Annotated in this window: 18 protein-coding genes; 12 read left to right on the forward strand and 6 right to left on the reverse strand. The window is 65.4% G+C overall.

What is annotated here, in order from left to right; translation table 11 throughout:
- Window positions 1–112: 112 nt before the first annotated feature.
- Window positions 113–1,444 carry a glucarate dehydratase gene (gene gudD / locus ACXZ1M_RS23555; protein ID WP_459050029.1) on the reverse strand — a complete coding sequence of 444 codons (1,332 nt, stop codon included), beginning with the start codon at window positions 1,442–1,444 and terminating at the stop codon, window positions 113–115.
- Between the two features lie 141 nt (window positions 1,445–1,585).
- Here gudD and ACXZ1M_RS23560 point away from each other — a divergent pair, with 141 nt between their 5' ends.
- Together ACXZ1M_RS23560 and ACXZ1M_RS23565 are read left to right on the forward strand one after the other, a co-directional pair.
- A complete protein-coding gene (locus ACXZ1M_RS23560; RefSeq protein WP_459050030.1) occupies window positions 1,586–2,617 on the forward strand; it encodes a LacI family DNA-binding transcriptional regulator in 1,032 nt (343 codons plus the stop codon).
- A 19-nt stretch (window positions 2,618–2,636) separates the two neighbouring features.
- Complete coding sequence (locus tag ACXZ1M_RS23565) at window positions 2,637–2,906, forward strand: KTSC domain-containing protein (protein WP_459050031.1); 270 nt, start codon at window positions 2,637–2,639, stop codon at window positions 2,904–2,906.
- Here ACXZ1M_RS23565 and ACXZ1M_RS23570 read toward each other — a convergent pair.
- Together ACXZ1M_RS23570 and ACXZ1M_RS23575 are read right to left on the reverse strand one after the other, a co-directional pair.
- Window positions 2,887–4,164, reverse strand: coding sequence for an MFS transporter (locus ACXZ1M_RS23570; protein ID WP_459050032.1), 1,278 nt, complete (start codon window positions 4,162–4,164; stop codon window positions 2,887–2,889). The genes ACXZ1M_RS23565 and ACXZ1M_RS23570 overlap by 20 nt on opposite strands.
- Window positions 4,161–5,054 (reverse strand): dihydrodipicolinate synthase family protein, encoded by an 894-nt coding sequence (locus ACXZ1M_RS23575; RefSeq protein WP_459050033.1) that lies wholly within the window; start codon window positions 5,052–5,054, stop codon window positions 4,161–4,163. Before ACXZ1M_RS23575 ends, ACXZ1M_RS23570 begins: the two co-directional genes overlap by 4 nt.
- A gap of 68 nt (window positions 5,055–5,122) precedes the next feature.
- Here ACXZ1M_RS23575 and ptsJ point away from each other — a divergent pair, with 68 nt between their 5' ends.
- Window positions 5,123–6,427, forward strand: coding sequence for a MocR-like B6 salvage transcription factor PtsJ (gene ptsJ / locus ACXZ1M_RS23580; protein ID WP_459050034.1), 1,305 nt, complete (start codon window positions 5,123–5,125; stop codon window positions 6,425–6,427).
- Here the strand turns inward: ptsJ and ACXZ1M_RS23585 are convergent.
- Complete coding sequence (locus tag ACXZ1M_RS23585) at window positions 6,408–7,748, reverse strand: serine hydrolase domain-containing protein (RefSeq protein ID WP_459050035.1); 1,341 nt, start codon at window positions 7,746–7,748, stop codon at window positions 6,408–6,410. The genes ptsJ and ACXZ1M_RS23585 overlap by 20 nt on opposite strands.
- Before the next feature lie 106 nt (window positions 7,749–7,854).
- Between ACXZ1M_RS23585 and ACXZ1M_RS23590 the strand changes: the two genes are divergently transcribed.
- Window positions 7,855–8,454 (forward strand): SET domain-containing protein, encoded by a 600-nt coding sequence (locus ACXZ1M_RS23590; RefSeq protein ID WP_459050036.1) that lies wholly within the window; start codon window positions 7,855–7,857, stop codon window positions 8,452–8,454.
- On the opposite strand, the gene ACXZ1M_RS23595 is transcribed toward ACXZ1M_RS23590, so the two are convergent.
- Window positions 8,366–11,218, reverse strand: a complete 2,853-nt coding sequence (locus tag ACXZ1M_RS23595) for a bifunctional diguanylate cyclase/phosphodiesterase (RefSeq protein WP_459050037.1) — start codon at window positions 11,216–11,218, stop codon at window positions 8,366–8,368. The two genes, ACXZ1M_RS23590 and ACXZ1M_RS23595, sit on opposite strands and share 89 nt — an antisense overlap.
- A gap of 132 nt (window positions 11,219–11,350) precedes the next feature.
- Entirely contained in the window at window positions 11,351–12,088 is a 738-nt protein-coding gene (locus tag ACXZ1M_RS23600; protein ID WP_459050038.1) for a fused MFS/spermidine synthase, read from the reverse strand.
- A 93-nt stretch (window positions 12,089–12,181) separates the two neighbouring features.
- On the opposite strand from ACXZ1M_RS23600, the gene ACXZ1M_RS23605 reads away from it, so the two are divergent.
- The 8 genes from ACXZ1M_RS23605 to ACXZ1M_RS23640 all read left to right on the forward strand — a co-directional run bounded on the left by ACXZ1M_RS23605 (window position 12,182) and on the right by ACXZ1M_RS23640 (window position 20,489).
- A complete protein-coding gene (locus ACXZ1M_RS23605) occupies window positions 12,182–12,457 on the forward strand; it encodes a hypothetical protein (RefSeq protein WP_459050039.1) in 276 nt (91 codons plus the stop codon).
- Window positions 12,458–12,469: 12 nt separating this feature from the next.
- Window positions 12,470–13,654, forward strand: coding sequence for a GGDEF domain-containing protein (locus ACXZ1M_RS23610; RefSeq protein WP_459050040.1), 1,185 nt, complete (start codon window positions 12,470–12,472; stop codon window positions 13,652–13,654).
- A 98-nt stretch (window positions 13,655–13,752) separates the two neighbouring features.
- Window positions 13,753–15,204, forward strand: a complete 1,452-nt coding sequence (locus tag ACXZ1M_RS23615; RefSeq protein ID WP_459050041.1) for a Ppx/GppA phosphatase family protein — start codon at window positions 13,753–13,755, stop codon at window positions 15,202–15,204.
- A 13-nt stretch (window positions 15,205–15,217) separates the two neighbouring features.
- Window positions 15,218–15,991 carry a substrate-binding periplasmic protein gene (locus ACXZ1M_RS23620; protein WP_459050042.1) on the forward strand — a complete coding sequence of 258 codons (774 nt, stop codon included), beginning with the start codon at window positions 15,218–15,220 and terminating at the stop codon, window positions 15,989–15,991.
- Window positions 15,992–16,004: 13 nt separating this feature from the next.
- A complete protein-coding gene (locus tag ACXZ1M_RS23625; RefSeq protein ID WP_459050043.1) occupies window positions 16,005–18,662 on the forward strand; it encodes an ATP-binding protein in 2,658 nt (885 codons plus the stop codon).
- Window positions 18,662–19,036, forward strand: a complete 375-nt coding sequence (locus ACXZ1M_RS23630; protein WP_459050044.1) for a response regulator — start codon at window positions 18,662–18,664, stop codon at window positions 19,034–19,036. The genes ACXZ1M_RS23625 and ACXZ1M_RS23630 overlap by 1 nt, the downstream gene beginning before the upstream one ends.
- A 38-nt stretch (window positions 19,037–19,074) precedes the next feature.
- On the forward strand, window positions 19,075–19,620 hold the full coding sequence (locus tag ACXZ1M_RS23635; RefSeq protein WP_459050045.1) for a hypothetical protein: 546 nt from the start codon (window positions 19,075–19,077) through the stop codon (window positions 19,618–19,620).
- A gap of 95 nt (window positions 19,621–19,715) precedes the next feature.
- Complete coding sequence (locus ACXZ1M_RS23640; protein WP_459050046.1) at window positions 19,716–20,489, forward strand: GNAT family N-acetyltransferase; 774 nt, start codon at window positions 19,716–19,718, stop codon at window positions 20,487–20,489.
- Window positions 20,490–20,494: the final 5 nt, after the last annotated feature.

Below are 20,494 nucleotides of genomic sequence, written 5' to 3' on the forward strand. Positions count from 1 at the left end.
TACAACTCCAGACAAGGTTTAGGTCTGTAAACTCATCATAGAACACGAATTTCTTAAAAGCAACCTCTTTTGCGCAATGTGAAACGGTGGCTTTTGCTGCTCTTTGCTACTTTCAGCGAACCATGCAAGGCATCTTGTTGTTGAACTTCCAACCCGGGATCAGGAACTGCATCGCCACCGCGTCGTCGCGCGCGCCCAGGCCCATGTTGTTGTACAGGCGGTGCGCGGCTTCGATGGCGTCCATGTCGATTTCCACGCCCAGGCCCGGCTGCTTCGGCACCTGCACCATGCCGCCTTTGATCTGCAACGGGTTCTTGGTGAGGTGCTGGCCGTCCTGCCAGATCCAGTGGGTGTCGATGGCGGTGATGTTGCCCGGCGCGGCGGCCGCCACGTGGGTGAACATGGCCAGCGAGATGTCGAAGTGGTTGTTCGAGTGCGAGCCCCAGGTCAAGCCCCATTCATGGCACATCTGCGCCACGCGCACCGAGCCCTGCATGGTCCAGAAGTGCGGGTCGGCCAGCGGAATGTCGACCGATTGCAGCTGGATCGCGTGGCGCATTTCGCGCCAGTCGGTGGCGACCATGTTGGTGGCGGTCAGCAGGCCGGTGGCGCGGCGGAATTCGGCCATCACTTCGCGGCCGGAGTAGCCGTTCTCGGCGCCGCATGGGTCTTCGGCGTAGGCCAGCACATCGCCCTTGTCGCGGCACAGGCGGATGGCGTCCTTCAGCAGCCAGCCGCCGTTCGGGTCGAGCGTGACGCGCGCTTGCGGGAAGCGTTCGTGGATGGCGGTGACGGCCTCGATTTCCTCTTCGCCACGGAACACGCCGCCTTTCAGTTTGAAGTCGTTGAAGCCGTAGCGCTCGTAGGCGGCTTCGGCCAGGCGCACCACGGCTTCCGGCGTCAGCGCGGCTTCGTTGCGCACGCGGGTCCAGTTGTCGCCGGCGTCGGACGGAGTGTCGGCGTAGGGCAGGGTGGTGGCCTTGCGGTCGCCGATGTAGAACAGGTAGCCGAGCATTTCCACTTCGCTGCGTTGCTGGCCTTCGCCGAGCAGGGCTGCCACCGGCACGCCGAGGAACTTGCCGAGCAGGTCGAGCAGCGCCGCTTCCAGCGCGGTGACGGCGTGCACGGCGATGCGCAGGTCGAAGGTTTGCAGGCCACGGCCGCCGGCATCGCGATCGGCGAACGCGCTGCGGGCGGCGTTGAGAATGGCGTTGTAGTTGCCGATCGGCTGGTCCAGCAGCAGGGGACGCGCGTCTTCCAGCGTCTGGCGGATTTTCTCGCCGCCCGGTACTTCGCCCACGCCGGTGTTGCCGGCACTGTCGGTCAGGATGACGATGTTGCGGGTGAAGTAGGGGCCGTGGGCGCCGCTGAGGTTCAGCAGCATGCTGTCGTGGCCGGCTACCGGAACTACTCGCATGGCAACAATACGTGGGGTGTCTTGCATGATAAGTCCTTTAAATGATTGCGCTGTCATTTCTGATGGTAGCGGTGTTTACTGGGTATTTCAAGGTAAACCTGCGATTTTAAAATGATTGAAAATGATGTGCGGTGCTACAATGGCCTATTTTTTTATATCGAGGTCTCCATGAGCGAACTGCGCACCTTGCGTACCGCCGGCGGCGAAGTCAGTGTCAGCGGCGCCACACTGGTGGATGTGGCCAAGGTGGCGGGCGTGTCGCCGATTACGGTGTCGCGCGCGCTGAACCAGCCGCATCTGGTGCGGCCGAATACGGTTGCCAAGGTGCAGGCGGCGGTCCAGCAGACAGGCTATGTGCGGAATATGATGGCCGGCGCGCTGGCGTCCAGCCGCAGCCGGCTGGTGTCGCTGGTGCTGCCGACCATTTCCACGCCGATCTTTGCCGACATGGTGCAGGCCGCCAGCGATCAGCTGACCGCCGCCGGTTATCAGGTGATGCTGGGCCTGTCCAGCTACGAGGCGTGGCGCGAGGAGATGCTGGTGGAGACCATCCTCAGCCGCCGTCCGGACGGCGTGATCCTGACCGGCTCGCTGCACACGGATTCCACGCGGCGGCGCCTGCAGGCGTCGCAGGTGCCGGTGGTGGAGGCATGGGATTTGACGCCGTCGCCGATCGATATGATGGTCGGCTTCTCGCACGAGGAGGTGGGGCATGCGATTGCCCAGCATCTGTTGGAACGCGGCTACAAGCGGATCGCCATCCTGGCGGTGGAAGATCCGCGCGCGGCGCGGCGCAACCAGGGCTTGCAGGCCGGGCTGGCCAAGCATGGCGTGCAGGTGGCGGCGATCCAGGTCATGCCGCTGCCGTCCACCTTTGCGCTGGGGCGGGACGGCCTGGCGCTGTTGCTGGAGCGCTGTCCGGACGTGGATGCGGTGGTGTGCAGTTCCGACACCCTGGCGCACGGCGTGCTGACGGAGGCCATCGCCCGGGGACTGGCGGTGCCGCAACAACTGGCGGTGCTGGGCTTCGGCGATTTGAATTTTGCGGCGCGTACTTATCCGCCGCTATCGACTGTACGCGTCGATGGGGCTAATATCGGTCGTGTGGCGGCGCAGGCGATACTGGACCGGTTGGAGGGCAAGGCGGTAAGCACCCTGACCGATACCGGATTCCAGCTGATCCAGCGTGGCAGCACCTAAACCTTTGAGGGAGGCCGGCATGGAAATGAAGCGCATCAATGCGGGAAAATTGCGGGCCATCGGCTATGACGCACGAGACAAGCTGTTGCGCGTGGAGTTCGACGACGGCAGCGCCATGGATTACTCGGGCGTCGGCAATGAGGTGTGGCGCAAGCTGTCGACCTCCGGCGCGGCCTGGAGCTACTACCGCGATAACATCGAAGAGGAATTCACCGGCCGCAAGGGCGTGGTGCGCAAACCGACTACCCGCGCCGATCTGGAGGACTTGTTCAGGCCGCCTTCCGATTGAGCTTGCGGTCCAGCGTGGACAGCAGCGCCGCGCTGGCGATCAGGGTGATGCCGAGCAGGAGCGGCAGGCGGGGGTTCCAGCCGGCCAGCATGCCGGCCACGGCGGTGCCTGCGGAGCCGGCCGTGATTTTCATGGCCGCCACCCAGAGGAAGATCTGGCCGCGCGCGTTGGCCGGGGCGTATTCGGTGCGGGCCGCCAGCGTGGCGGCGAAGAAGAAGGCGTTCACCGCGCCGGATAGCCAGAACAATCCTACTGCGATCAGCCAGCCGGGGCTGAGCACGATGGCGCACAGGCCGGCGGCCGCGCACAGCGCCCATCCCGTCATCAATTGGTCCGGGCTGCCGCGCAAGGGGCGTAGCATGATGCCGACCGATCCTGAAAGATTGCCGATGCCGTAGGCGGCCGTCATGGCCGCCGCGCCGGCTAGCGAGATGCCGAGCGTGCCGGTCATGTGCACCGCCGTGATCGGCAGGGCGGCCATGCTGAAGGCGACCAGCATGGTCATGTAGAGTGTGCGGCGCAGCCTTCCTTCTTTTGTGATCAGCTGGATGGTGCGCCAGGCGCTGGGCACCGTGTGCGGATTGCCGCCGTGTTCCGGCGCGGCGTAGGGAAGGCGCATGACCAGCCAGGCGGCCACGAAGACGGCGGTGGCGAGGCATTGCGCCGCCAGGGCAGGTGTGGCCCATGCCGAGACGGCGGCCACGATGGACGGGCCGACGGTGCCGCCGATGCCGTAGGTGGCGATGTCCCAGCCTTGGGCACGGCGCAGGTCTTTGCCGGCGATGGCCGGCAGGCGGGTGCTGATGCCGCCGGTGAGCAGTGGGCCGCACAGGCCGGCCAGGGCCAGCAGCATGCCGGTCAGCGCGAGCGGGATGTGGTCGTAGGTCGTGACTGCGGTGATTAGCGCTGCGGCGTAGAGCGCGCAGGCGGTGGCGATGACTTTGCGCCCGTCGGCGGCCAGGTCGATGCGGCGCGCGACGAAGGGGCCGAGCAGGTGTGGCGCGGTCAGGCAGGCGCCCAGCAGGCCGGCCGTGGCGCCGCCATCACCGCGCATGGTCGCCAGCAGGACGATTGCCACCACGCCGCCGCCATCGCCCAGCCGCGCCAGCGAGGCCGCGACGACGTAGCGCGCCAGGTTGCCGCGCCCGGCTGTCGCCGCCGATGTCGCCGACGCCTCTGCGGTCATGACCGGCCGGGCCGCTGCCGCTGGCGTCGAGATCGCGTCGCTGGCGCTGCGCCCCGGCGCTTCGGCTGTCACGCCAGTTCCAGCGTGTCGATCAGTTGGGCGAGATGTTCGCGGTCGGCCCCTTCGATGGCTTGCAGCGGCAGCGGGATGCATGGCTGCTGCGCCAGGCCCATCAGGTTGGCGGCGGCTGCGATCACGCGCAGGCTGCCGTTGTATTTGCCGAACAATTCCCACAACGGCGCCAGCCGTTCCGACAGCCGCGCCGCTTCCGCCGCATTGCCGGTCTGCGCCGCGCGGGCAATCGCCAAGGTGGTCTTGGGGAAGATGCCGCCGATGACCGAATACCACACCTCACATCCCGCGCTCATGCCGGTGGCGCCAAACTTGTCGCCGCTGACGCCGATGCTGACGTGCGCCGGCACCAAGGCACGCAGACGCGCCACCCGCTCGGCCGCCGCAGCCGGCTCCGCCGGCACGCCGGGAATCTTGATCGAGCTTACATTGGGCAGCTGCGCAATCCGCCCGTGCAGCTCGTCGCTGAAATCGAAGCGCGTGGTGCCGGGATTGTCGTACACGCACAGCGGCACCGAGACATTGCGCGCCACCGTCTCGAACAGGCTGTAGACCTCGGCCGCATTCAGGCTGTGGTACGACACCGGCGCCAGCAGCAGCGCGCCAACGCCGGCCCGCTGCGCATCCTCCGCCAAGGCCAGCACATCCCGCGTGCGCAAGGCGCCGATGCCGGCCATGACCGGCACGCCGCCGGCCGCGTCCACCGCCAGCCGCGCCACCCGCGCGCGCTCCTCACGGCCCAGGTATGCGTACACCCCGGTCGAGCCGAGCGCGCCGATGGAATCGACACCGGCTGCAGCCAAGCGTTGCACCAGGCCGACATAAGCCGCCTCGTCGATGCCATCTTCATTCATGGGGGTGATGGGAAAACCGCTGAGACCGCTGAACATGGTGTCGCTCCTGAGGGGGTAAGGTAGAATGTCTGGATCATAGTAAATTATGTCCTAGGACAAAGTCAATGATCTCTGGAAGCACCGCTATTGAAATTGCCGACTGCATACGCGCCCTGGTGCAGAGCGGTCACTACCAGCCGGGCGCCTCGCTGCCGCCGGTGCGCGAACTGGCCGAGACGCTGGGCGTCAACCGCAACACCGTGGCGGCCGCCTACCAGCGCCTGACCAAGGCGGGCCTGGCCGTGGCGCAAGGCAGGCTCGGCACCTCCATCGTGGCGCCGCCCAGCGCCGGCGAGCAGGAAGGCCTGAGCGCCGACACGCCACTGATCGACCTCGCCCACGGCAATCCGAACGCCGACTGGCTGCCCGACGTATCGACCCTGCTGGCCGGCCGCATGGCCAAGCCTTTCCTCTACGGCGAGGACACCATCCTGCCGGCGCTGCGTGAGTGGGGCAAGGTGTGGATGACGCCGGACTGCCCGGCCGGCTGGGAGTTGGAGCTGACCCACGGCGCGGTCGATGGCATCGAGCGCCTGGCGGTCGCGCACCTGGTGGCGGGCGACAAGGTGGCGGTGGAAGATCCGTGCTTCCTCGGCAGCATCAACGCGCTGCGCATCGGCGGCATGCAGGCCGTGGGCGTGGCCATCGATGACGAGGGCATGCAGCCGCAAGGACTGGCGCGTGCACTGGAAGAGGGCGCGCGTGCCGTCCTGCTGACGCCGCGCGCCAACAACCCGACCGGCTGCAGCCTGTCGAAACGCCGCGCCGAGGAGCTGAAGCGGGTGCTGGCCGGGCACCCGAATGTGCTGGTGATCCTGGACGACCACTTCGCCTTGCTGGCCGACACGCCATACCACTCCGTGATTCCAGCCTCGACCAAGCGCTGGGCGCTGCTGCGCTCCGTATCAAAAGGGCTGGGCCCGGACCTGCGCCTGGCCTTCGTGGCCTGCGACGCCGACACCGCCGCCCGCCTGCGCATCCGCCTGGCGCCGGGCATGACCTGGGTCAGCCATCTGCTGCAAGCCATCGTGGCGGCCTGCCTGGAATCGGCACAGGTGCGCGACACCGTGCAGGCGGCGCGCGCCGGCTATGCGGCGCGGCGCGACGAACTGCACGCGGCGCTGAAACAGCAGGGCATCGCCGCGCCGCGTCCGGACGGCGGCCTGAATATTTGGATACCCGTGGCGCAGGACGCCAAAGACCTGGCCTACGCGCTGGCGAAAAAAGGCTGGCTGGTGCGCCTGGGCAGCGCCTACGCGGTGCAAGCCAACTCGCAGCCGCACGCGCAGGCGATCCGCATCACCGTCTCCAATATGCAGGATGGACAGGCGGCGCAGTTTGCGCGCGACCTTAAAGCTTGCTTGCTTTGAGCGTCTTGAGTTGCTCCACCGCGTCGGTGTTGTCCGGATACAGGCGCAGCGCCAGCTCGAACACGGCCAGCGCCGTCTGGTTCTGATGCCTGCCCTGCAGGCGATAGCCCCAGTTGTTCAAATCGTTTTGCGACGGCCGCGCCAGTGCGTATTGCTGCATCACCTGCTGCAGCTTCTGGTCGATGTCGCCATAGCCCGATTGCGCGACGCGCTGGCGCAGGCGGTACAGCGTGTGCGCACCGCTGCTGATTTTCTTCAGCTCGGGCAGATACCATCCCGCCACCGAATCCATCAATTGTTGTGGCTGGCCGCCGGCCAGGTTGGTGAGGATGACGACCGCCAGGTCATCGTCCGGGTAGACATAGAACGCCGAGCGCCCGCCGCCCATGCCGGCCACGGCGCGATGCTTGTCACGCCGTATCGCCGGCCAGCCCAACGCCCAAGGCGCCGGCTTGCCGTCCGCAAATGCGGTCGGCGCCCACAACTGGCGCAGGCTGGCCTGGTCCAGCAGCCGGCCCTGTTGCAGGGCGATGATCCAGCGGGCCAGGTCTTGGCTGTTGCTGTTGATGCCTGCGCCGGCGCGTGTATAGACCGGGAAGTCCTCGATCACATTGTTGAAGGTGACGCCGTCCGCACCCAGGCGGTAGGAGTTGGCTTTGTTCTTGACCACATCCAGGCTGTCGCCGAAACCGGTGTCCGGCATACCCGCCGCATCGAACTGCTTGTGTTGGATGAATTGCAGGTAGGGCTGGCCGCTGAGCTGCGTGATCATTTTTTGCAGCAGCACGTAGTTGGTCTGGTTGTAGCTGAAGCGCTCGCCGGGCGCAAACTCCATCGGCAAGGCCTGCACGGCTTTCCACGCCGCTTCCTCGGTGCTGGCCAGCATGGCCGAACTGGCGGGGTCGAGGATGTCGGGCAGTCCGGAGGTGTGGTTGAGCAGCTGGGTCACGCTGATGGCACGCCATGCGGCGGGCAAGCCGTCGATGTAGCGCGAGACGGGCGCCTGCAGATCGATCTTGCCCTGCTGCGCCAGCTGCATGACGGCGACGCCGGTAAAGGACTTGGTGGCGGAATTAATCGAGAACACGCTGCTGGCGCTGACCGGCACGCCGTACTGAATGCTGGCCACGCCCAGCGTCTTGGACAGCACCGGCTTGCCGTGCTGGATGACGACGATTTGTAGTCCAGGTATCTGGCGCTCCTGCATTTCGCTTTGCAGGAATGCCGTGATGGCGGCGGCCGGCTCCTGTGTCTGCGCGGCGTTGACGGCGGGCGCGAACAGCGCGGCGAGGGATAGTCCAAGTGTGTAGAGGGTTCTCATGCAGGGCACTGTATGCCATCTAGAAGAAATAGTCTAGATAAAATTTGCCGGTACGATTGCGATACGATTTGTGTGGTGCTGGTGGCTGTGGTTTAATCAAAGATCGTTGACCTTATCGATTGCCATGTCCAGCGCCAGCCAACCAGAAACCCAGCAAGACCAGCCCGCCTTCCGTGTCGAACGTTCTTCGGTACACGGCAATGGCGTGTTCGCACAACGCGATATCGCACCCGGTGAACGCATCGTGGAATATGCAGGCCGCGAGATCTCCTGGGATGAAGCGCAGATCCGCGCCGAAATCCAGGGCGGCCCGCACAATCACACGTTCTTCTTCAGCCTAGCCAACGGCAACGTCGTCGACGGCGGCGACCACGGCAACGAGGCGCGCTTCATCAATCATTCCTGCGAGCCCAATTGCGAGGCCATCGAGGAAGAGGACGGCCGCATCTTCATCTACGCGCTGTACGACATCAAACAGGATGAAGAACTCAGCTATTCCTATCCGCTGATTTACGAAGGCCGCCACACGCCGGCCATCAAGCGCGAGTTCGCCTGCCGCTGCGGCGCCGTCAACTGCACCGGCACCATGCTGGCGCCCAAGCCGCGCAAGCGGCGCGCTACGCCACGACCGGCGCCAGCATTGTTTGCAGATCCCGTCCCTGGCGCAGCAGCAGGGCAAAGTCCGCAGCCGGCAGCGGCGGGCTGAAGTAGTAGCCCTGGATCTCGTCGCAGCCGTTGCGGCGCAGATAGGCCAGTTGGCCTTCGGTCTCCACGCCTTCGGCGATCACGCGCAGCTTGAGATTGTGCGCCAGCGCGATGATGGAGACCACGATGGCCGCGTCGTCGTCTTCGTTGATGTCGCTGACGAAGGAACGGTCGATCTTCAGCACGTCGATAGGGAAGTGGCGCAGGTAGGAGAAGCTGGAGTAACCGGTGCCGAAATCGTCGATCGACAGCGCCAGTCCCAGCGCCTTGAGCTTGTGCAGCAGCTCCACCGCCTGCGCCACGTCGTGCATGAACAGGCCCTCGGTCAGTTCGATGTCGAGGCAGGCCGGCGGCAGGCCGGTCTCCAGCAGCACCTGCGAAATCGATGACAGCAGTTGCGGCTCGCTGAACTGGCGCGGTGACAGGTTGACCGCGATGCGCAGCATGCCGTGGCCGTCGTCCATCCAGCTGCGCGCCTGGCGGCAGGCCTCGCGCAACACCCAGGCGCCGATTTCCACGATCAGCCCGGTTTCCTCGGCCAGGCCGATGAAGCGGTTCGGCGCCACCATGCCCAGTTCCGGATGCTGCCAGCGCAACAGCGCTTCCATGCCGACCACCCGGCCGCTCTGCAAGTCCACCTGCGGCTGGTAGTGCAGCACGAATTCCTGCCGCTCCAGCGCCTTGCGCAGCGCGCTTTCGATGCGCAGCCGTTCGCGCGCTTCCTCGTTCATGGCCGGTTCGTAGAACTGGGTGTTGTTGCGCCCCAGCTTCTTGGCGCGGTACATGGCGATGTCGGCGTGTTCGATCAGGCGCTGGGCCGAGGTGCCGTCGGCGCCGTACACGGCCACGCCGATCGAGCAGGTGACGAAGAATTCCTTCCCCTCCAGCATGGCCGGCTGGGTCACCGCGCGCATGATGCGCTGGGCGATGTCGTGCGTGGCTTCCTCCGGATACTCGGTGAGGATGGCGACGAACTCGTCGCCCGACAGTCGCGCCACGGTGTCGCTTTCGCGCACGCTGTCCTGCAGCCGCTGGGCCACGGTCTTGAGCAACTGGTCGCCGGCCTTGTGGCCGAGGCTGTCGTTGACGAACTTGAAGCGGTCGAGGTCGATCAACATCACCCAGAGCGGCTTGCCGCTGCGGTTGGCGAAGGCCACGGCCTGGCTCAGCCGGTCCTGCAGCAGCACGCGGTTGGGCAGGCCGGTCAGCACGTCGTGGTGGGCGATGTGCTGGATGCGCTGCTCGGCCTGCTTGCGCTCGGTGATCTCGGTGCCGGTGCCGCGATAGCCCTTGAACTTGCCCTCGCGGTCGAACACTGGCTCACCGCTGGTGCTGAACCAGTGGGTCTGGCCGTCGTGGCCGGGCAGCGCGTATTCGAGGTTGGTGAAGGGCAGGTGCGATTCGAGCACGGTGCGGTGGTCGCGGCCCCAGCGGTTGTCCCACATCTCCGGGTGCAGCTCCCAGCGGGTCTTGCCGAGGAAGCGCTGGGGGTCTTGCTTGCCCTTGTCGAAGAAGCCGCCTGTGATATTGGTGAAGCGGAATTCCTCGTCCTGCTCCCAGTACCAGTCCGAGGACAAGGCCAGCAGGCGGCGGAAGCGGTGCTCGCTTTCCTGCAAGGCTTCCTCGGTGCGCTTGCGGGCGGCCACGTCCTCGGCCAGTTTTTCGTTGCTGAGCTGGAGCGCCACGGTGCGCTCGTCGACCAGCCGCTGCACGCGGGAGGAGCGGCGGGCCAGCGAGTTGACGAAGGCCGCCGTCAGCAGCGAGAACAGCAGGCCGCCGAGCAGGGTCGAGAGCGAACCCAGGTGGTGTGGCAGGAAAGGGCGCGGCAGCGGCGTCACCTGCACATGCCAGGATTTGCCGGCGGCGTTGAAGGTGCGTACATAAGGCTCGCGGTAGTCGAAGGCCAGCCAACGCTGCAGCGGACGCGGCGCCGGCGGCGCGTCGGCCGGCTGGCCCAGGCTGTACACCAGGTTGGCCGGGCGGATGTCGTCGCCGATATACACCTGCACCATCAGCTCGCGGTCGTCCAGCAGGTCGGCCGCCAGCAGGATCTTCTGGATCAGGTCGGCGGAGCGGATCACCGCGCTGGTGTTGCCCAGCCACGCCGCGCGTCGCTCGGCCACCGTGCCCAGTTCGGCGCCCGGGCGGTACACCGGCATCATCATCACGAAGCCTTGCTGGCGGCCCTGTTCCTGCGCCAGCCGCATCAGCGCGGTGGTGCGCGGCTGGCCGCTGTCGGCCGCATCGAACACCACGCGCGCCATGGCCGGCAGCGAGGCCACGTCCAGGCCGAAGGCGGGTTGGTTGCCTTCCAGCGGTTCCAGGTAGTCGACGATGACGTGTTGCGGGCGCGAGAGCATGGGCTGGTTGCCGCCGTCGTGCAGGCGGTAGCCGGGATGCTGTGCTTGCGTTTCGGCCTCGTGGCGGCGGGCGGTGGCGTCGTCCATCACGCGCTGGTAATTGAAGGCCTGGACGAATGGGTAGCGTGCCAGCAGCGGCTGGGTGAAGTTGGCGAACTGCTCGCGGCTGACCACGCCCACCGATTTGAACAGGCCGTTGAGGATGGTAACGAGTTCCAGCGTGTCGTCCATGCCCCGGCGGATCGCGGCGGCGCGGATATGGCCGCGCTGCTGGAAGCTCAGTTCCATCTTGCTGTATTCCAGTGCGCTGACCGCCACGAATAGCATGCCGGTGACGGCGAAGCCGGTCAGCAGGGTCAGAATGGCCGCCAGGGAGATCCGGGATGACTTGCGGGAAGACGGCATGACGCGCTTTCCGAAGGGATGGAATGGCGGAATGCGGACAGGGGCGGGGACCGCAGGGATGATAGCTAGTGTGTCACAAAAAATGCCGTGGCGACAGATGCATTTGTTAAAACACCACGTTCGGCAAGACGATCAGGACCAGCGCATCTTCAGCACGGTCCAGTGCGCCATCAGGCGGTTCAGCAGCGGCAGGGGCAGGCCGTGGGTGCGCGCCACCTTCTGCTGCATGGCCAGCGCCGGCGACGGCTTGCCATCCTTGACTGCGAACAGGATGCGGTTGTTGCCGGCGATGCCGCGAAACCAGCAGATGCGGCCCTGGAAGGTGTGGCGCAGGCGGCGCAGCATGGCGCCGTAGTGGGGGTCGTAGCTGAAGATGTTGGTGACCATCACGCCGCCGGGCCGCAGGGCACGCCGGCAGTCGGCGTAGAAGGCGGCGCTGCCCAAGGGCGGCGGCAGGCCGTCGGCGTCGAAGCCGTCCACCAGCAGCACGTCGGCGCTGTTGTCTAGCTTGCGCATATAGTCGACCGCGTCGGCCTCGATCACGCGGAAGCGGGCGTTGTCGCGCGGGATGGCGAACTGCTCGCGCAGGGCGATCACCTGGGGATTGAGTTCCAGCACGGTGATGCGGCAGTGCGGCAAATAGCGGTAGCAGAACTTGGCCAGCGAGCCGCCGCCCAGCCCGACCATGACGATGTGCTCGGGCTGTGGATGAAACAGCACAAAGCACATCATGGCGCGGGCGTAGCTGAGCACCAGGTCGTCGGGGCGCGAGAGGCGCATCTCGCTTTGCACCATGCCGGGCTGGAACTCCAGCAGGCGGGTGTTGCCCAGCGTGCGCACCTTCGGTTGTTGGGCGGTTGGGGGAGCCAAGTTTTGTTGTATTGTGGATTTACCTAGGGAATTTATAGTAGCATGGCGATAGCACAGGCCCGCCCTCCGGCAGCCATCTTGGAGAGAGATACGATGTTTTTAGATCACCCTACGCTTACCGCCACCAACAGCTTCACCGAACCGGACCGCCTGGAGCGGCTGGGCCGCGTCTACGGTTACGTGGCGGCGCTGGCGGATTTGGCCGGCAAGCAGACCTTTATCGAAAAAGTCAGCCAGATGCACGACCACAAGGGCACGCTGATCGTGTTCTGGCATGACACCCCGACCGAGGACGAAAAAGCCTTCTTCACGCAAGCGTGGTGCAGCAAGATGGGCGACGGCAGCACCAATGTCGAACACGAGGTCTGACCCGCTGCGGTGATGGATATAAAAACCTTGCTGTTGGCGCTGGCGCTGGGCAATCTGAGCCTGTGCGCGGCGCTGTTCTTTTATGGGCTGGAAGCGCGCCGCAGCGGTGGCCCTGTCGCCGACCGCGCGCGCGCCCACGCCACCTGGACCTGGGCCAAGCAGTGCCAGGCCGTGGCCTGGACCCTGTTGTATTTCCGTGGTGACCTCCCCGATTTCCTGACCATCCCGTTTGCCAACGCCGTGCTGTTCGCCGGCTTCGCGCTCGACGCCGCCGCGCTGTGGGAGCAGGCCGGCCGCCGCGTATGGCGTCAATACCTGCTGCCGGCGCTGGGTGCGGCCATCGGCGTGTACGTCGGCGCCTGGCTGCTGCAAGTGCCGGCCGGCAGCCGCATCGCCATCGGCTCGGTGGCGGCGGCCTTCTTTTTCGTCGCCGGCGCGGCCGCGCTGGGACGCGGCTGGCGCAACGGCAGCGCCTTGCGGCGCTACCTGGTGCTGCTGATGCTGTTGCTGAGCGCGGCCGTGGTGGCGCGCGGCTTGTGGTCGCTGCTGTCGGCCGACGTGAGCGGCGTCAGCGCGCTGGCAGTGCAGGGCGCCGGCATCGCGGCTTTCTATTTGATGATGCTGGGCAACGCTTTCGGTTATCTGCTGCTGGGGCGCGAACAGGCGCAGGCCGAGCTGGCGCGGCTGGAGGTGGTCGATCCGTTGACCGACGTGCCGAACCGGCGCGGCTTCTACCAGGCGCTGACGCCGTGGATCGCGCTGTCGCGCCGTCCCGGCATGAGCACCGCGCTGATCATCCTGAACCTGGACCAGTTCAAGCGCGTCAACGACAGCTACGGCCATCCGGCCGGCGACATGGTGCTGAAGGCCATGGTCGACGTCTGCAAGAAGCAGTTGCGCGACTCGGACCAGATGGGCCGCCTGGGCGGGGCCGAATTCGCCATCCTGCTGCCGCGCACCTCGCTCGAGGATGCCGGCATGGTGGCCGAACGCATCCGCAACGCGGTGGCGGCGCTGCCGGTCAAGGCGGAAAAAGCCGTGATCAGCATGACGGCCAGCCTGGGCGTGACGGTGATCCGCGCCGAGGACAGCACCGTCAGCCTGTTCAAACGGGCCGACGAAGCGTTGCAGGCGGCCAAGCTGGGCGGCAGTAATCGCGTGGTTGAGGCGATTAACAACGGAAATGTGGAAGCCTAGTCATCAAGCGGTCATATAGCGGGCTTATCTTGCTTATAATGGTATAAACCGTTTAGTTTGATTTCAGCTGGTTATTTTGCACGGAGCCTTCCAATTATATGTATGCAGCAGTAGATCTGGGTTCCAACAGTTTTCGCCTCCACATCGGCAAGCATGATGGCGAGGCCATACGCGTCCTGAAGAGCGTGCGCGAGCCGATCCGGCTGGCCGCAGGATTGGACGCCAACGGCGACCTGACGCCGGCCGCCATGCAGGCCGCCCTCAACTGCCTGAAGAACTTCCGCACCGTGCTGGCCGGCTACAAGCTGGACGCCGTGCGCGTGGTCGCCACCTCCGCCATGCGGGTGGCGCGCAATTCCGCCGCCTTTTTGCCGCAGGCCGAACTGGCCATCGGTTACCCGATCGAGATCATCTCCGGCGAGGAGGAGGGGCGCCTGATCTATATGGGCGTGGCGCACGCCGTGGCGCTGCCCGGCGAACGCCGGCTGGTGATCGACATCGGCGGCGGCTCGACGGAACTGATCCTGGGGCGCGGGCAGGAGATCGAGCGGGTCGAATCGTTCAGCGTCGGCACGGTCAAGCAAAGCCTGGCCTTCTTCATCGGCGGCCGGGTGGACGGGCCGTCGTTCGAGGCGGCCATCCTGTCGGCGCGCAGCCATTTCGAGGACGCCGCGCCGCCGTACCGGCCGCAGTTCTGGAAGCAGTGCTACGGCTCGTCCGGCACCGCGCGCACCATCGCCGACATCATTGTCAAGAACGGCATCGGCCGCGAAGTCAATGCGCAGACGCTGGAGGCGCTGAAACAGTGCTTCATCGAGTGCGGCCATGTCAGCAAGATCGACATGCCGGGCCTGAAGCCGGACCGCGCCGGCACCATCATCGGCGGGCTGGCGATCCTGATCGGCCTGGTGCGCGAGCTCGATGTGCCGGTGGTGCAGCCGATCGAGGCGGGCCTGCGCATGGGCGTGATGTGGGACCTGCACCTGCGCTCGACCAAGCGCGATCGCCGCGAGCAGTCGGTGCTGGCCTGCGTGGAGCGCTTCCACGTCGACGAACGTCGCGCCAACCGCGTGGCCAACGACGCGCTGGCGCTGTACGCCCAGACCAAGCCGGCCGCCGACCAGTACGAGCGCCATCTGTACTGGAGCGCACTGCTGCACGAGATGGGCATGGTGGTGTCGCACACCGGCTATCACAAGCATGCCGCCTACATCATCGAGAATGCCGACCTGCCGGGCTTCACATCGCGCGAGCAGCGCGTCATGAGCCGCTTGATCCTGGCGCACAAGGGCAACCTGCGCAAGGTGGTGGAGGTGCTGGGCGAGCCTGACTTCATCAAGGCGGTGGTGGCGCTGCGGCTGGCCGTGCTGTTCATGCACTCGCGGATCGACATCGATTTCACGCAGATCAAGCTGCGTTTCAAGAGCCGCGTCGAGCTGGAGATCCGGCGCGAGTGGGTGGCCGAGCATCCGACCCTGTCCTACTGGCTGGAGAAGGAACAGGAGCAGTGGGACGAAGTCGGTGTAGACTTCACCATCCGCACCACTTAGCGAGGAAAACGCCATGAACGACAGGATCAGACGCTGCTGCATCGCCATGCTGCTGGCCCTGTCCTTGCCTGTCGTTGCCGCGCCCAGGGAAACCGTGACCCTGTGCTACGAGGCGCAGGATGTGCGGCCCTGGCGCACGGAAAACGGCGGCGGCCTGAATTTCGAGTTGCTCAAGCTGGTCGAGCAGCGGCTCGACATCCATTTCGATTTCCAGAGCATCCCGTGGAAGCGTTGCCTGGCGCAGCTTAAGTCCAACGCTGTCGATGGCGCTTTCGCCGTCAGCTACAAGCCTGACCGCCGCGAGCTGGGCGAATATCCCGGCGGCGACAACGTCGACGCCAGCAAACGCATGCACATCGACCGCTACGTGGTGTTGCGCCGCAAAGGCAGCAAGGTAGCTTGGGACGGAAAACAGTTCAGCAATCTGGACGGCGCGATCGGTTTCCAGCTCGGCTATTCGGTGGGCGACGTGCTGCGCGCGCAGAACCTGGAAGTAGACGAGGGCAGCCAGCGCGCCGACGAACTGGCGCGCAAGCTGATCGCCGGCCGCCTGGCGGCGGCTGCGGTGGGCGGCAGCGACGCCGCCGGCTTGATGCGCGGCCCGTTGGGCGCGCAGCTGGAGCAGCTGCCGGTGCCGATCATCGAAAAACCGTACTTTCTGATTTTGTCGCACGCGCTGGTGGCGTCCAAGCCGCAACTGGCGGCGCGCATCTGGGAAGCCATGGAGCAGGCCCGCAACAGCACGGCATACAAGAAGCTGGCGCTGGCCGAGGGAGTCCGTCATTGACACGCAGGACAGGTTGCTGAGCGACGGCGGCGGCCCGCTGTCGCAGCTGCGGCTGGCTTGGCGGCGCAACATCCTGCTGCGGCTGGGCTTCGGCATCTTCCTGGCGGTGGCGATTTCCACCGCCATCTATACCACCTATGTGATGCAGACCTTGCGCAGCGAGGCCGAACAGAACCTGCGCGAACGCGCCGAGCGGCTGGCTGCGGTGCTGTCGCAGGCGCTGGCGCGGCCGCTGTTCGACATCAACAGCGCGGCCGTCTCCAGCGTGGTGGACGCTTCCGGCGCCACGCCGGAGGTGCTGGTGCTGCGCGTGCTGGGACCGGGCGGTGCGGAGCTGGCCAGTTATGTGTCGCCGATGAGGGAGCCGGTGTCGTCGATCCGCGTGCGGCGCGAGATCCAGTTCAGCGACGCGCGCCGCAGCTATCCGGTGGGCTCCATCGACCTGGCGTATTCGCGCCAGCAGATGGATCTGGATTTGCAGCGCCAGATCGTCAACACGGTGGCGGCCAACCTGCTGCTGGCGCTGGGCATCGTGCTGTCGATCTTCATCGTCGGGCGGCGCGCGGCGCGGCCGTTCGCCGACATCCGCGTCGGCCTGGAAAAGCTGACGCGCGGCGAGACCGACATCAAGCTCTCCGGCGTGGGACGCGACGACCAGGTGGGGCGGCTGTCCGACGCCGTGCTGCGCTTCCGCGACACCATGACGCGCCTGCGCGACGCCGAGCGCGAACTGCGCGACCTGAATGCGGACCTGGAACAGCGCATCGTCGACCGCACGGCAGAGCTGACGCGCAGCATGCAGCTGGCGCGCGACAGCCAGGCCAAGCTGCAGAACATCGTCGACACGGCGCTGGATGCGGTGGTGCGCATGGACGTGGAGGGTCGCATCGTCGGCTGGAATAGGCAGGCGGAGGTGATCTTCGGCTGGCAGCGCGAGGAGGCGTTGGGGCTGGAGCTGGACAAGACCATCATTCCGCCGCGCTTCCGCTATGACCACAAGCGCGGCATGCAGCGCTACCTGACCGGCGGTGGCGGTGGCGGCGTGCTCGATACCCGCATCGAGGTGTACGCCCTGCGCCGCAATGGCGAGGAATTCCCGATCGAGCTGGCGATTACGCAGGTGAAGATGGAGGAGCGCGACAGCTTCGAGTTCTGCGCCTTTATCCGCGACATCAGCGAACGCCGCGAGCGCGAGCAGAAACTGGTCAGCGCGAATGTGATGGCGGAGGCGGCGAACATCGCCAAGTCCGAGTTCCTGGCCAATATGAGCCACGAGATCCGCACGCCGATGAGCGCCGTGATCGGCATGGCCTACCTGGCGCTGCGCACCGAGATGACGGCCAGGCAGCACGATTACATCAGCAAGATCCACCGCGCGGCGCTGAACCTGCTGGGCATCATCAACGACATCCTGGATTTTTCCAAGATCGAGGCGGGACGGCTGGAGGTGGAGGCGATTCCGTTCTCGCTGGAGGATGTGCTGGTCAATGTGAACAGCGTGACGGCGCAGCGCGCGGCCGACAAGCACCTGACCTATGTCATCAACACCGCGCACGATGTGCCGCGCTATCTGGTGGGCGATCCGCTGCGGCTTGGGCAGGTGCTGATCAACCTGGTCAACAACGCCGTCAAGTTTACGCTGGAAGGCAAGCTGGAATTGCGCTGCGAACTGCGCGGGCAGGCGGACGATAAAACGGTGATCCGCTTCTCGGTCGGCGACACCGGCATCGGCATGACGCCGCAACAGAAATCGCGGCTGTTCCGCGCCTTCAGCCAGGCCAACGGCTCGACCACGCGGCACTACGGCGGCACCGGCCTTGGGCTGTCGATTTCGCAGCAGCTGGTGCGTCTGATGGGCGGGAATATCGAGGTTGAAAGCGAGATCGAGCAGGGTTCGGTGTTCCGTTTCGATTTGCCGTTTGCCTTGTCCGACGCGGCCGCGCTGGCGGTGCACTCGGCGGTGCAGCACGGCGTGGCGGGCGACCTGCAGCTGGACGCATCGCCGCGCCGCACGGCCCGCGTGCTGCTGGCCGAGGACAGCGCAGACAATCAGGACGTGACGCGCGAGCTGCTGGAGCTGCAGGGGCTGGACGTGGAGGTGGTGAACGACGGCCGCGAGGCGGTGGCGCGGCTGTTGGAGGCCGGTCCGCGCGCCTATGACCTGGTGCTGATGGACCTGGGCATGCCGGTGATGGACGGCCATGAGGCCACGCGCCTGCTGCGCATGGACAGCCGCTTCAGCGAGCTGCCGATCATCGCGGTGACGTCGAACGCGTTGGCGGGAATGCGGGCGCGCTGCCTGGAGGAGGGTATGCAGGACTATATCGCCAAGCCTATCGATCCGCAGCGCCTGTATGGCGTGCTATCGCGCTGGCTGGGCATGTCGATGAAGGTGATACCGCCGGTGCCGCCGCTGCCGCAGGCGCTGGAAAGTGGCGACGGCGTGGCCTGCGCCAGCGCCGCCGATGCGCGGCAGGCGATGAAGGACCTGGCGGCGCTGCTGGCGGAGTTCAGCGGCGAGAGCATGGATTACTTCGAGCGGGCGCACGCCTGCCTGGCGGCGGCGCTGTCGGCGCCGGAGATGGCGCGACTCAGCCATCACATGGAGCAGTATGAATTCGAAGCGGCCGGCAAAGTGCTGGCCGCCGCTATTGGAAGACAGGAGACATGATGAACAATAATAATCGACGCACCGTGCTGATCGTGGACGACACGCCGGACAATATCACCTTGCTATCGAGTCTGTTGAAGGACAAGTACACCACCAAGGTGGCGACCAACGGCGCGACGGCCTTGCAGATCGTGGCCTCGTCCAAGGTTGACCTGATCCTGCTCGATATCATGATGCCGGACGTGGATGGCATCGAGACCTGCCGCCGGCTCAAGGCGGACCCCGCCAGCGCGGCGATTCCGGTGGTGTTCCTGACCGCGAAAAGCCTGCCGGAAGACGAGGCTTTGGGGCGCAGCGTCGGCGCGGTGGACTTTTTACGCAAGCCTGTTAATCCAGATCAATTGTTCAGCCGCGTGGCTGCGCATCTGAAATGATATATACTGTTTATATTATTGATTAAATTGGAGTGAGTATGGTCACCAAGGCAACCCCTAAAACCACCGCAACCGCCACCGCAACCAAGCCAGCCACGCCGGCCGCCAAGCCAGCCGTGAAGGTCGCGCCGAAAGCCGCAGCGCCGAAGGCAGTCGCTAAACCTGCACCGAAAGCCGCCGCACCGAAGGTAGCCGCCAAGCCGGCGCCGAAGGCAGTTGCGCCAAAAGCAGCTGCGAAGCCGGCGCCGAAGGCCGCACCTAAAGCCGCACCGAAGGCCGCCGCAGCCAAGCCGGCGCCTAAGGCCGCAGCCAAGCCGAAAGCCGCTGCCAAGCCAGCCGCACCGGAAGTGAAAAAAGCGCCAAAAGAAAAACTGGTGCGCGACAGCTTCACCATGCCGGAATCCGAGTACGCGGTGCTGGGCCATGTGAAGAAAGCCGCCCTGAAAGCCGGTTTCGAAGTCAAGAAAAGCGAACTGCTGCGCGTCGGCGTAGCCCTGATCTCGCAGATCGACCTGGCGACCCTGAAGAACGTGCTGGCCGGCCTGCCGCAGCTGAAAACCGGCCGTCCAAAGAAGCCTGATTAAAAAACAACATGTCACGAAAATGACATTTCTCTGTCATTTTCTTGAAGTATTCGATCGTTACGCTTGCTTCGTCTTCCACACAAAAGGGATGAAGCATGCAAACCTCGATCATACAAGCGGACGTACGAGCATCGTCCGGCAAGCTGGTACTCAGTATGGCAAGCACGCCGGAAGAACTGCGCGAAGTTCAGCGCTTGCGCTACAAGGTGTTCATCGAATCGATGGGCCTGAGCGCGCTCGTTCGCGCCGACGGCCTCGATAGCGACGAATTCGACGAACACTGCGACCACCTCATCGTGCGCGACGCGAACTCGCTGATGGTGGTCGGCACCTACCGCCTGCTGAGCGCCAACCGCGCCCGCAAGCTGGGTCGCCTGTATTCTGAAGGCGAATTCGACCTGGGCCGCCTGAACAACATCCGTGGCCGCATCGTCGAAGCAGGCCGCGCCTGCATCCACCCTGATTATCGCGGCGGCAGCGTCATCATGCTGCTGTGGTCCGGCCTGGCCGAATACATGGCCCGCGAGAACGCCGAATTCCTGGTCGGCTGCGCCAGCATCAGCCTGGCCGATGGCGGTCACAATGCCGTCGCCGTGTACCAGCAGCTGATCGAAAAGAACATGGCGCCGCTGGAGTACCGCGTTACGCCGCACCTGCCGTTCCCGTTCTCCAAACTGGAAGCCGCGCAAAAGCCGCAAGTGCCTGCGCTGCTGAAAGGTTATATGCGTTCGGGCGCCTGGATCTGCGGCGAACCGGCCTGGGATCCTGATTTCGAAAGCGCCGACCTGTTCCTGCTGATGCCTCTGGCGAATCTGGACGCACGCTACGCCCGCCACTACGGCGTGGGTGAAGCGCAGCTGGCTGCATAACGGTG

It is taken from the genome of Duganella paludis, assembly GCF_054461335.1.

What these genes read in the sequence shown, in the direction of transcription:
- gudD (WP_459050029.1), bottom strand. Translation starts at nt 1,444, where the DNA reads ATGCAAGACACCCCACGTATTGTTGCCATGCGAGTAGTTCCGGTAGCC.
- ACXZ1M_RS23560 (WP_459050030.1), top strand. Translation starts at nt 1,586, where the DNA reads ATGAGCGAACTGCGCACCTTGCGTACCGCCGGCGGCGAAGTCAGTGTC.
- ACXZ1M_RS23565 (WP_459050031.1), top strand. Translation starts at nt 2,637, where the DNA reads ATGGAAATGAAGCGCATCAATGCGGGAAAATTGCGGGCCATCGGCTAT.
- ACXZ1M_RS23575 (WP_459050033.1), bottom strand. Translation starts at nt 5,054, where the DNA reads ATGTTCAGCGGTCTCAGCGGTTTTCCCATCACCCCCATGAATGAAGAT.
- ptsJ (WP_459050034.1), top strand. Translation starts at nt 5,123, where the DNA reads ATGATCTCTGGAAGCACCGCTATTGAAATTGCCGACTGCATACGCGCC.
- ACXZ1M_RS23585 (WP_459050035.1), bottom strand. Translation starts at nt 7,748, where the DNA reads ATGAGAACCCTCTACACACTTGGACTATCCCTCGCCGCGCTGTTCGCG.
- ACXZ1M_RS23595 (WP_459050037.1), bottom strand. Translation starts at nt 11,218, where the DNA reads ATGCCGTCTTCCCGCAAGTCATCCCGGATCTCCCTGGCGGCCATTCTG.
- ACXZ1M_RS23605 (WP_459050039.1), top strand. Translation starts at nt 12,182, where the DNA reads ATGTTTTTAGATCACCCTACGCTTACCGCCACCAACAGCTTCACCGAA.
- ACXZ1M_RS23610 (WP_459050040.1), top strand. Translation starts at nt 12,470, where the DNA reads ATGGATATAAAAACCTTGCTGTTGGCGCTGGCGCTGGGCAATCTGAGC.
- ACXZ1M_RS23615 (WP_459050041.1), top strand. Translation starts at nt 13,753, where the DNA reads ATGTATGCAGCAGTAGATCTGGGTTCCAACAGTTTTCGCCTCCACATC.
- ACXZ1M_RS23620 (WP_459050042.1), top strand. Translation starts at nt 15,218, where the DNA reads ATGAACGACAGGATCAGACGCTGCTGCATCGCCATGCTGCTGGCCCTG.
- ACXZ1M_RS23630 (WP_459050044.1), top strand. Translation starts at nt 18,662, where the DNA reads ATGAACAATAATAATCGACGCACCGTGCTGATCGTGGACGACACGCCG.
- ACXZ1M_RS23635 (WP_459050045.1), top strand. Translation starts at nt 19,075, where the DNA reads ATGGTCACCAAGGCAACCCCTAAAACCACCGCAACCGCCACCGCAACC.
- ACXZ1M_RS23640 (WP_459050046.1), top strand. Translation starts at nt 19,716, where the DNA reads ATGCAAACCTCGATCATACAAGCGGACGTACGAGCATCGTCCGGCAAG.